A 10,735-nucleotide genomic window follows, 5' to 3' on the forward strand; every position below is an offset into this window, starting at 1 on the left:
ATCTGTCTTGAGTACTCGTTCTGGTCGGATTCCTCCTTCTCTTGTGCCACGCTAACCCCGTGAACTTCTACCTTTTTTGAGGCGAATATAATAGCGTTCTGTTTGGGTGCGGTGTTCTCTTTTAGTCAAATCTTCACCGCGCTTTTTCATTTCAATCAAAACGTGCTTTTTCCACACCAAATCAGCAAATCCCATTTGACCTTTTTTGCTACTTTTCTCTATGCGTTCCTCATAGGTTGCGCCTGCTTCTAATGCCCCCTCGTGGCCGAAAGCCCGAAAAAAGCGGTCTAAAAATACTTGTGCTTGTCCTTTTTCATCACCTGTAATGTGTTGCTGGCAGTAGGTGACGAATTTCTGGAGGCTTTCAGGGGTGGCTGGCATGGGAGGATAATTTAAAAAGCATATTAATTAGTATAATCTGGTTAGAAGTTACGCAGCGATCGCTTAAAATTTCGATACTCCCTAGCCTTTTTTAAAGAGAGTAGAATTGATTCATACTTCCTTGGCCCGCCAGGGACTTAAGTCCCTGTCTAATAGCAAAAGTCGGTTGAAACCGACTGAAATACTAACTTTACAGTCCTCTTTTAGAGGACTTCAGCTTTGAGGCAGGGGTTGAAACCCCTGCCTGACTGCCGGAGTGCATCAGTGACCGATCATCCAAGGTCGTCCCCCTCGGTGTTCACGATTCCGCTGCGGTTTTGCTTCCTCAGAACGCTTAACTACCTGCGGTTCCCGATTTTCTTGACCTTTCAACCGCAGCTTTCCAGTTAGAATCATCGGCGGCGAAAAGATGCGTTTAGCAACAGTTTCGCAATTCGGGCAAAGCACCGGTGTATCTGCTTCTGCAAGAGGGCGCCACTTATCAAAAATGCCGCAAGTTTCACACTTAAAATCGTAAAGAGGCATATCAATTTTTGATGGTAAATTTGGATGCAAGGACTAGGCGGCGGGCCGCACCCGCCCTACTAATTTAGGACTTACGCAAGAAAGAAATTTTTCCACTATTTGTGGGGGCAAGGTGCGCTTCGGCGCACCCTACAAAAGCGAATCTGTGCGTAAATCCTGTAATTAAGACGGCAGAATATCCATCTGGAAAATTTCTGTCGGTAAAGCAATAGTGCAGCAAGCATTGGGAATATCCACAATGCCGCTGATGCGACCCTCAACAGGAGCACAGCTTAACAGCAAATACGCTTGTTCTCCGGTAAAACCAAACTTTTTCAAATATTCAATCGCATTCAAACAAGCTCGTCGATAAGCAACGTGGGCATCCATATAATACTGCTGACCCGTAAACTCATCAACAGAAATCCCTTCAAAAACGAGGTACTCAGAATAGCGGGGTTCCACCGGCCCGGGTTTGAAAATCGGGTTGACCATCGCGTATTTATCCATGCCACCTTTGATAATATCAACGTGGAGGTCGATGTACCCTGACATTTCAATTGCCCCGCAGAATGAAATCTCCCCGTCTCCTTGAGAAAAGTGAATATCTCCCATCGAAAGTTTCGCGCCTTCGACATAAACCGGGAAGTAAATTCTCGAACCCCGGGACAGGTTTTTAATATCGCAATTGCCGCCGTGTTCGCGGGGAGGAACAGTGCGCGCCGCTTCTGCCGCCACTCGCTCGAATTCTGCCCCTTGCAGCGACCCCAAAACAGCATTCTTGGGGTTCGGCAGCGCTGCTAAAGGCGGCACTCTGTCGGGATTTGTTGCTACTAATTCCGCTTCCCGTTTGTTCCATTTATTCAACAATTCCTGAGAAGGAGCGCAGCCGATTAAACCCGGATGAGTAATCCCAGCAAACCTGACTTTTGGTATGTGCCGGGAAGCGGTATAAATTCCCTGAAAATCCCAAATTGCTTTAGCAGCAGTCGGAAAATGTTCGGTCAAGAAACCGCCGCCGTTTTCTTTAGCAAAAATTCCCGTAAAACCCCATTCGTCCCCTTGCAAAGCCCCGATATCGAGGATATCGACTACTAGAATATCCCCTGGCTGCGCGCCGTTAACGTAAATTGGCCCGCTCAAAACGTGAACTACTGTTAAGTCTACATCGCGAATGTCGTCGGGACTGTCGTCATTTTTAATTTGTCCGTCTGTCCAGTCTTTACACTCGATGCGAAATACATCGCCGGGATTGACGGAAACTACTGCTGGAATATCTGGATGCCAGCGATTGTGACCGACTAATTCCTGTTCGGACATCGGTTTGGTCAAGTCAACTTTGAAGAGAACTTGAGGCATATTCTGCACTCCTCTAGTTACTGATTTTTACATGGTACGCGCATCTTCGCCGATCTGATGGTTGATAAATGTAAGTTATTATACTAATAAGCGCAGAAACCAAAATTATTTCAGATAACGATTATCATTATTTAACTAATTGCTGGGCAGCGCCGCAGTCGTGGTATGTTTTTGATTGGGAATGTTTTTAAATTGAAAAATTAGTGACTGAAAATTTGACCAAACAACATATAGATCAAGTTGAAAATGGATGGCACGGACACCTCAATTTAGTCTACGCTAACCGCAGCGGCTCAACTCAAATAATTCACAATCAAATGCAAGCGCCCCTCAAGGTGCAGCGCCCGTTTTATCCTGAAGGGAAAGACGTTTGTCACAGCGTCATCTTGCACACGGCTGGCGGAGTTGTCGGGGGCGATCGACTTTCCAGCCATTTTCACCTCCAACCCAACGCCAAAGCCTTAATTACCACGGCCGCCGCTGGTAAAATCTATCGCAGCAGCGGGCTAGAATCACAACAAAATATTGACATTCAGCTAGATATAGGTGCTAATTTAGAATGGCTGCCACAGGAAACAATAGTTTTTGACGGCGCAATATATCGGCAAAATTTGCGGGTAGAATTAGCACCAACAGCGATGATTTTACTGTGGGAAATTACCAGATTTGGACGCAGTGCTAGGGGCGAAAAGTTCTTGTCGGGAGAATGGATCTCGCACACCGAAATCTGGCAACAAAACAGCCCTTTATGGATTGACAGACAATTGCTCAAAGGTGGAGAAAAAATGCTCGAAAGTCCTCACGGTCTCGCAGGAAAACCCGTAGTCGCCACCCTCGCTTGGGTAGGCGAACCCGTCACCACAGTGCTCGTGGAAAAAGTGCGAGATTTGCCATCGGAGGCAACCATTTATCCAGGTAATTCCACCGTCGGCGTGACTCGTATTCCTAACGGTTTGCTGTGCCGATATCGCGGTACATCCACCACCGCAGCGAGAGACTGGTTTGTCAGCATTTGGCACTTGCTGCGCTTATCTTTTTCAGAACGCCCTTGCTGTTGGCCCAGAGTTTGGATAAAATAGGATGATCTTTGAGTTTCAATGTATAGTTGCCCTCCTAACTAGATTATTCATCTCTCTCTTCTCTTCCTCAGCGCCCTCAGCGCCCTTTGCGGTTTAATCATTCAGCAACAACCGTAAACGATATCATAACCAAATAATGCGATCGCACTTACAAGAATAAAAATGCAACTCACCCCCCAAGAAAAAGACAAACTGCTGATTTTTACCGCCGCCCTGGTAGCAGAGCGCCGGAAACAAAGAGGTTTAAAATTAAACTATCCAGAAGCACTAGCCTACATTTCAGCAGCCATTTTAGAAGGAGCAAGAGATGGCCTCACCGTCGCAGATTTAATGAGTTACGGAACAACTCTCCTGACGCGGGAAGATGTGATGGAAGGGATACCCGAAATGGTGCATGAAGTCCAGGTTGAGGCGACTTTTCCTGACGGAACTAAGTTGGTAACAGTGCACGATCCGATCCGTTAAAAAATCAACCACAGAAGCTCAGAGGAGGAAAAGATGATTCCAGGAGAAATGATTGTTTCAGCAGGCGAAATAAAATTAAATGCCGATCGCCCTACGGTGCGGTTGCTGGTAGGAAATAAAGGCGATCGACCCATTCAAATTGGTTCACACTATCACTTTTATGAGGCAAACGAAGCCTTAGAATTTAATCGAGAACAAGCAAAAGGAATGCGGTTGGATATCCCCGCAGGTACAGCAGTCAGGTTTGAACCGGGAGATGAAAGGGAAGTTCAATTAGTGCCGTTTGTTGGTAGTCGTCAAGTCTACGGCTTTAATGGAAGAGTGAACGGTCATCTGGATGCTGAAGTATGAAGCCAGATGACCGTTCACGATTGTTGATTTGGGAATTTGAAACTTTTTAACTTTAAACTTCTGCCAGTTTCCCAAAAGAATGCAACTGTAGGAAATATCCACACCATGATAGTAATAAGTCATCCGCAATCGCCAATCTAACATGGTATCACTTCCAGCCCTATGCCTGAAGAGTGACAAAGCCATCTCACAACTTTTTCTGTGCCTTCTGTATAAGTCCCTTCTGTCTTTCTTTGGTTAGTGCAATCTCCAACTTTTGAGCGAGTTACAATCTGCTGTTCGGGATATAGCGTGGTTATTAAAACTGCAAAGATATACAGCAAAAGTGCGTGATGAACCCAAAATTAGTTGACCAGATAAAACAGACCTTGAAGCAGAGCTTGCTGGAAACATCAAGGCGTGTCTGGAGAACCCCGTTAGATCGGCGCACCAGCATCAAATTGTTAGATGACAGCATCGTTTACAAAAAGCAGCACGAACCCATCAATATACCCGCATTAACCTCGGTAAACAAAGTGCCTTCTCGGTTTTTTGCCACGGAAAAAACCGTATCTTTTGACCCAGATTATGTTTGGAAGGTTTCCCTCAATCAAAAAATAAATTCTCTAACTATTTGTACTTCTGGCAACACGCTGCTGAATAACAAGTTGCTTTTAGACTTAGATTTTCGGATTAGCGGTGCGGGCATTCTGGAATGGCCTTACAAACCTAACCAAATTACCTATCCGCTGGTAGTTGCTCCTTGGTCGCATTTGTGGTGTAGTTATTATGATTTTATCATTTTTGTGCTGGCTAAACTTTGTCGAATCGAGGAGGCTTTAGGTAAGGAAATTTGGCAAGAAGCTAAAATTTGTTATCCTTTACGACATACAGATTTTGAGTTGGGCTTTATGACCAAACTCGGTATTCCTGAAAGTTCACTAATCGACACTCGGGCTAGAGATACGGGATATCATGCAGAAAGTGTGGTGGTGGGAAACAATCAAGACTGGTATTTTCCCAGTCCTTACGATATAGAACTTTTGCGGAAAAAATTCTGTCTTAAGGAACAGGTAAAGCCTTATAGAAAACTTTATCTGTCTAGAAGCGGCCGGCGCAAGGTTAAAAATGAAGTACAAGTGCGAGAGGTTTTGAAAGAATTTGATTTTGAAATTTTGGAAGATATCTCGCGCACTGTTGATGAACAAATTCGTCTGTTTGCAGAAGCGGCGGTGGTTGTCGGCCCTCACGGGGCTGGTTTTACAAATTTGCTGTGGTGTCAGCCGGGAACGAAAGTATTGGAATTCTTTTATGGAGGGTACACTCCGCCATATTTCTATTACATTTGTCAGCTATTGGGATTAGAATACTCTCGTATGGTTGATGACAACAATGTACCGGAAGATTGGAGTTTCATTGGCATGGATATGACGGTGGAGGTGGAGATTTTGAAAAGGGAAATCCAGAAAATGCTGGAGTAAATTTGCCCCTTCATAGCATTTTAGATTTTCGATTGGCAATAAGTGATGCCTATCGGGGTTTTAAAGCTTGCCTAATGTTGTATTTTTTTACGGTTTCAGATTGAAGAACTTGTTACATACTATAATTCAAGTGGGTCTCAACTGCTAACTAAAGATTTATTAATATTAGGAGCGAGCATGAGTTACAGAATGGATCGCCGCGCTTACGCGGAAACCTTCGGGCCGACTGTGGGCGATCGCGTCCGGTTAGCCGATACAGAATTATTCATAGAAGTTGAAAAAGACTTTACAACCTACGGGGATGAAGTTAAATTTGGCGGCGGCAAAGTCATTCGCGACGGCATGGGACAGTCGCCTATTTCTAATGCAGACGGCGCTGTTGACACGGTAATTACTAATGCTTTAATATTAGACTGGTGGGGAATTGTCAAAGGAGATGTCGGCATTAAAGACGGCAAAATTTACAAAATTGGTAAAGCCGGAAATCCTTATATTCAAGATAGGGTAGATATTATTATCGGGCCTGGTACTGAAGTAATTGCGGGCGAAGGAATGATTCTCACGGCTGGGGGAATTGACGCTCACATTCACTTTATTTGTCCCCAGCAAATTGAAGTGGCGATCGCCTCTGGAATCACGACAATGATCGGCGGTGGCACAGGGCCTGCAACGGGTACAAACGCCACAACTTGTACTCCGGGGCCTTGGCATATGTACCGAATGCTGCAAGCTGCCGACGCTTTCCCGGTAAATCTAGGATTTTTAGGTAAAGGAAATAGCAGTCAACCTCAAGGATTAGTCGAACAAATCTTTGCCGGTGCAATGGGTTTGAAACTCCACGAAGATTGGGGAACTACACCAGCAACGATCGACACTTGTTTGAGTGTAGCTGAGGAGTACGATGTGCAAGTTGCAATTCACACCGATACTCTCAATGAAGCGGGATTTGTGGAAGCTACAATTGCCGCTTTCAAAAATCGCGCTATTCACACTTACCACACCGAAGGTGCTGGTGGCGGACACGCACCGGATATTATCAAAGTGTGCGGACAAGCTAATGTTTTGCCCTCGTCAACTAACCCGACTCGCCCTTACACTGTCAATACTTTAGAAGAACATTTAGATATGTTGATGGTTTGCCACCATTTGGATCGAGGCATTCCTGAAGATGTGGCTTTTGCTGAATCGAGAATTAGAAGGGAAACTATTGCTGCTGAGGATATTTTGCACGATTTAGGGGCGTTTAGTATGATTTCTTCTGATTCTCAGGCGATGGGGAGAGTGGGAGAGGTGATTATTCGGAGTTGGCAAACGGCACATAAAATGAAGGTTCAAAGGGGAATTTTGGACGGGCAAGATGCCCGTTCCACAGAGGGAGAAAATGATAATTTTCGGGTGAAGCGGTACATTGCGAAATATACAATTAATCCGGCGATTACTCACGGAATTAGTCAGTTTGTCGGTTCGGTGGAAGAGGGAAAGTTGGCGGATTTGTGTTTGTGGCGGCCGGCTTTTTTTGGGGTGAAACCGGAACTGGTAATTAAAGGAGGGGCGATCGCCTACGGGCAGATGGGAGATGCTAACGCCAGCATTCCGACGCCGCAACCGGTGCATATGCGGCCGATGTTTGGCAGTTTTGGCGGTGCGATTGGGGCGACTTGTCTGACGTTTGTTTCCCAAGCTGCGCGCGATCGAGATATTGCCGCACAGCTCGGTTTGCAAAAGCCCACTGTAGCAGTTTCCGGGATCCGACAAATTAGCAAAAGAGACATGAAACTCAACGATTATTTGCCACAAATGGAAGTCGATCCAGAAACTTATGAAGTCAGGGCGGATGGGGAATTGTTAACTTGCGAACCGGCAACAGTTTTGCCAATGGCGCAGCGATACTTTTTGTTTTGATGCTAAATCTGTTGTAAATAGGTGATTCGCTCATTAACCTCTTATTTCTCGTAAAAACCGGGTTGATGAGCGTAATTTATAACAAGTAAAATGTCCTTGTGTTCGCAGGAAGTGAAGCAAGTATTCTGAATATAATTTTATTTGGATAAATTGAGCGATCGCACTATCAAACCCTGACACAAAAACCAAAAATAAAGTGCAATATTAATCCCGCTCAATAGCTTCGGTATTCCCTCCAGCAAGCTCGAAACAATCTCGTTTTTTAACGGCAGCGCTTCTGCAAAAAAGGCAACAAATAACAAACCAACGCCATTCAGCAGTAAAGCATAGGGAGTCGAGCTAATTAGCCTCCGAAAAGCTAATCCGTATGCAATTGCCACCCAGGCGTAAAATATGACAATTGTCACTTTCGGAAAACCCGCACGTCGCAGATGAACGTGGGTGCGAAAAACTTCATTGAACAGAAAGCAACCTGCAAACAGTGCCGAATATAAAATAAATCGATTTTCTTGGCGCTGAGGTTGAATAATTCTCAGCAATCCAAAAGTAAAAGCGCACACCATTACCGACCAATAAAATAACATTTTAAACGCCAATAAAAAGAAACCTGCACCCGGATATGTGGCAGAGCAAGGCGGCAAAAATAACCCTTTTACTGAATAACCGAACAAACTCAGACACGCCGTCACTAGCCCTACCAAAACAAAAGTTACATCGTTGAAAAACAACACTTTTCTGTAACTTGCCCGAATTAATAAGTAAGAACTAACCACAGTATATTGCGCGTTAAAACATTTTTTACTAGGGCTTGTGTACGGGGGTTCAGAAACCGGGTTTTTTACGAAAATACTGGGTTGTAACCCCCAGATTTGGTAAAAAACCCGGTTTCTCTGTCGGAGTGCGTAAGTGCCGATCGTGTTCTTTGAGTAAAGGTGAGATATTCGGTGAAAGGACAAAGCAGTGCTGTGTTTCTACAGCAGGCAATTGAGAATCGACAGATATTTAATTTAAACAGAGACGAAATCTTCAGGGCCGATCAAGTTGGGAGCAACGCCTGTCAAAGCAGCTAAAACTTCACCGCTGCTGGCTACTGTAATTAATGTGCCGTTAGTTCCAGCCGAAATTGATAGCTGTCCGAAAGTTAAGCCGCCAATCAATTGCACGGTATCTTGAGAGTTGGTGAAATCAGAAATTGTATCAACTCCCAATCCCACACCTAAAACAAATACATCGTTGCCCGCGCCGCCGACTAGAATATCGTTGCCCAAGCCGCCGTTGAGGGTGTCAAAACCTTTTCCCCCAGACAGGTTATCGCTGCCGTCGCCACCATTGATGATATCGTTGCCCCGCAAACCAGTCAGCACGTCATCGCCTGCCAAACCGTTGATGGTGTCGTTGCCTGGAGTGCCAGTGATCACGTCGTTGCCTGGAGTGCCGTTGATGAGGTTTGGAGGGTTATTGATGCCGCCTGAAGTGTTGCTGGTGTCAGAAACAAAGATGTCGGTGGTATTGTTGGTATCCCCCGGCACGAGGTTGGATGCACCAGATGCAAACGCCACAAACCGCCCGTCGGCTGATATTAAGGGCCCAAATAACGCGTCGTCATACTGACCCCGATCGCCTCCTGAATCTACAGAGACGCGGGTGGTAGTATTGGTTGACAAGTCCCGCACGAAGATGTCCTGTTTATTGTTAGTGTCTCCCGGCACGAGGTTGGAGGAACGAGAAGTAAACGCCACAAACCGCCCGTCGGCGGAGATGGAGGGGTTGAAGGAGTTTTCGTCCCCCTGAATGCCTGCTGAGTTTACAGAGACGCGGGTGGTAGTATTAGTTGACAAGTCCCGCACGAAGATCTTAGCTTGGTTAAAAAAATTGTTAGTGTCTCCCGGCACTAGGTTGGATGCCTGAGATTGAAACGCCACAAACCGCCCGTCGGCTGAGATGGACGGACTGGAGGAGTCGCTGTTCCCCGGATTGCCTGCTGAGTCTACAGAGACGCGGGTGGTGGTATTGGTTAACAAGTCCCGCACGAAGATGTCGTCGCGATTGTTCGTCTCTCCCAATCGGTTAGAGGCAAAAGAAGTAAACGCCACAAACCGCCCGTCGGCGGAGATGGAGGGGGTGAGGGAGTCGCTGTTACCCTGATTGCCTGCTGAGTCTACAGAGGCCCGGGTGGTGGTATTGGTTGACAAGTCCCGCACGAAGATGTCGAACCGATTGTTCGTGTCTCCCGGCACTAGGTTGGAGGCATAAGATTGAAACGCCACAAACCGCCCGTCGGCAGAGATGGCGGAATTGTTGGACAAGGAGTTCCCCTGATTGCCTGCTGAGTCTACAGAGACGCGGGTGGTGGTATTGGTTAACAAGTCCCGCACGAAGATGTCGCTGGTATTGTTAGTATCCTCCGGCACTAGGTTGGAAAAAGATGCAAACGCCACAAACCTCCCGTCGGCTGAGATTGAGGGATTGAAGGAGTCGTTGTTTCCCTGAATGCCTGCTGAATCTACAGAGACGCGGGTGGTAGTATTGGTTGACAAGTCCCGCACGAAGATGTCGTTTTTATTGTTGGTGTCTCCCGGCACGAGGTTGGATGCCTGAGATTGAAACGCCACAAACCGCCCGTTGGCTGAGATGGAGTAAGCGTTGGAGAATCCGTTCGCCTGATTGCCTGCTGAGTCTACAGAGACGCGAGTAATAGTCATAAGTCCTCACACTAAAATTGCAAATTTGCTAAATTTACGAGTGTTTTGTCGATCGCCCGAAGCTTCTGACAAAAAAGATTCGCGCGCTTGTAGGGCGATCGACTAATGTTTCTGAATAGACTTCTCCAAAAATTATATTATTGTGGCACAGGCATCCTGCCTGTTCAAGACTTGCATTTCTGGATCGGCATTCATAGCTGGATAGTTTGGTGCACAATAGTTCGGACCCTTCACTCAACACGCTCTAATTTAATCGCGACTCTCCTGGATTTGTGGTGGAAACAGTAGTTAGCGTGTCGCTAACGCAGGTAAAATGCCCCCATCCAAGCAAGTTTTATTTTTATTTATTATCACCTAAAACTCAGGAGAGTTTTAATCGCTCGGTAAACTCAATTTTAATACCTGTCCAACTGATACCTCGTGCTTGTGCGTCGCTACTACCACCGCACCTTCTAATCCAGGGTAAGCGCATCTAATTTGGTCTTTTAAAATACAGATTATTTGGTCCAAAGATGAGAGAGCAATATTTTTA

At 45.9% G+C, this 10,735-nt stretch carries 11 protein-coding genes; 5 read left to right on the top strand and 6 right to left on the bottom strand.

Annotated elements, in window-relative coordinates; all coding sequences use genetic code 11:
• Nucleotides 1-51: 51 nt before the first annotated feature.
• The 3 genes from QUA04_RS27065 to fmdA all read right to left on the bottom strand — a co-directional run bounded on the left by QUA04_RS27065 (nucleotide 52) and on the right by fmdA (nucleotide 2,244).
• A complete protein-coding gene (locus QUA04_RS27065) occupies nucleotides 52-381 on the bottom strand; it encodes a type IIL restriction-modification enzyme MmeI (RefSeq protein ID WP_333263127.1) in 330 nt (109 codons plus the stop codon).
• A 261-nt stretch (nucleotides 382-642) separates the two neighbouring features.
• Nucleotides 643-906 carry a zinc ribbon domain-containing protein gene (locus QUA04_RS27070; protein WP_333263129.1) on the bottom strand — a complete coding sequence of 88 codons (264 nt, stop codon included), beginning with the start codon at nucleotides 904-906 and terminating at the stop codon, nucleotides 643-645.
• Nucleotides 907-1,068: 162 nt separating this feature from the next.
• A complete protein-coding gene (fmdA, locus tag QUA04_RS27075) occupies nucleotides 1,069-2,244 on the bottom strand; it encodes a formamidase (protein ID WP_333263132.1) in 1,176 nt (391 codons plus the stop codon).
• A 203-nt stretch (nucleotides 2,245-2,447) separates the two neighbouring features.
• Between fmdA and QUA04_RS27080 the strand changes: the two genes are divergently transcribed.
• From QUA04_RS27080 to ureC, 5 genes are all read left to right on the top strand, one after another.
• Nucleotides 2,448-3,323 carry an urease accessory protein UreD gene (locus QUA04_RS27080; RefSeq protein WP_333263134.1) on the top strand — a complete coding sequence of 292 codons (876 nt, stop codon included), beginning with the start codon at nucleotides 2,448-2,450 and terminating at the stop codon, nucleotides 3,321-3,323.
• A 162-nt stretch (nucleotides 3,324-3,485) separates the two neighbouring features.
• Entirely contained in the window at nucleotides 3,486-3,788 is a 303-nt protein-coding gene (gene ureA, locus QUA04_RS27085) for an urease subunit gamma (RefSeq protein WP_015179363.1), read from the top strand.
• Between the two features lie 33 nt (nucleotides 3,789-3,821).
• Nucleotides 3,822-4,139: an urease subunit beta gene (locus QUA04_RS27090; protein WP_333263136.1), complete on the top strand. Its 318-nt coding sequence runs from the start codon at nucleotides 3,822-3,824 to the stop codon at nucleotides 4,137-4,139.
• A 332-nt stretch (nucleotides 4,140-4,471) separates the two neighbouring features.
• Nucleotides 4,472-5,599, top strand: a complete 1,128-nt coding sequence (locus QUA04_RS27095; protein WP_333263138.1) for a glycosyltransferase family 61 protein — start codon at nucleotides 4,472-4,474, stop codon at nucleotides 5,597-5,599.
• 177 nt (nucleotides 5,600-5,776) lie between these two features.
• Nucleotides 5,777-7,501, top strand: a complete 1,725-nt coding sequence (ureC, locus tag QUA04_RS27100) for an urease subunit alpha (protein WP_333263141.1) — start codon at nucleotides 5,777-5,779, stop codon at nucleotides 7,499-7,501.
• Nucleotides 7,502-7,638: 137 nt separating this feature from the next.
• Here the strand turns inward: ureC and QUA04_RS27105 are convergent, their stop codons facing one another.
• The 3 genes from QUA04_RS27105 to QUA04_RS27115 form a co-directional block, all read right to left on the bottom strand.
• Nucleotides 7,639-8,274: a hypothetical protein gene (locus tag QUA04_RS27105; protein ID WP_333263143.1), complete on the bottom strand. Its 636-nt coding sequence runs from the start codon at nucleotides 8,272-8,274 to the stop codon at nucleotides 7,639-7,641.
• Nucleotides 8,275-8,508: 234 nt separating this feature from the next.
• The gene (locus QUA04_RS27110; RefSeq protein ID WP_333263146.1) at nucleotides 8,509-10,203 is read right to left on the bottom strand and encodes a calcium-binding protein; all 1,695 of its coding nucleotides are present in this window, start codon (nucleotides 10,201-10,203) and stop codon (nucleotides 8,509-8,511) included.
• Between the two features lie 372 nt (nucleotides 10,204-10,575).
• A complete protein-coding gene (locus QUA04_RS27115) occupies nucleotides 10,576-10,713 on the bottom strand; it encodes a CRISPR-associated protein Csx3 (protein WP_333263149.1) in 138 nt (45 codons plus the stop codon).
• Nucleotides 10,714-10,735: the final 22 nt, after the last annotated feature.

This window comes from Microcoleus sp. S13_C5 (assembly GCF_036700845.1).
Taxonomy (GTDB): Bacteria; Cyanobacteriota; Cyanobacteriia; order Cyanobacteriales; family Microcoleaceae; genus Microcoleus.

What these genes read in the sequence shown, in the direction of transcription:
- QUA04_RS27065 (WP_333263127.1), bottom strand. Translation starts at nt 381, where the DNA reads ATGCCAGCCACCCCTGAAAGCCTCCAGAAATTCGTCACCTACTGCCAG.
- QUA04_RS27070 (WP_333263129.1), bottom strand. Translation starts at nt 906, where the DNA reads ATGCCTCTTTACGATTTTAAGTGTGAAACTTGCGGCATTTTTGATAAG.
- fmdA (WP_333263132.1), bottom strand. Translation starts at nt 2,244, where the DNA reads ATGCCTCAAGTTCTCTTCAAAGTTGACTTGACCAAACCGATGTCCGAA.
- ureA (WP_015179363.1), top strand. Translation starts at nt 3,486, where the DNA reads ATGCAACTCACCCCCCAAGAAAAAGACAAACTGCTGATTTTTACCGCC.
- QUA04_RS27090 (WP_333263136.1), top strand. Translation starts at nt 3,822, where the DNA reads ATGATTCCAGGAGAAATGATTGTTTCAGCAGGCGAAATAAAATTAAAT.
- QUA04_RS27095 (WP_333263138.1), top strand. Translation starts at nt 4,472, where the DNA reads ATGAACCCAAAATTAGTTGACCAGATAAAACAGACCTTGAAGCAGAGC.
- ureC (WP_333263141.1), top strand. Translation starts at nt 5,777, where the DNA reads ATGAGTTACAGAATGGATCGCCGCGCTTACGCGGAAACCTTCGGGCCG.
- QUA04_RS27110 (WP_333263146.1), bottom strand. Translation starts at nt 10,203, where the DNA reads ATGACTATTACTCGCGTCTCTGTAGACTCAGCAGGCAATCAGGCGAAC.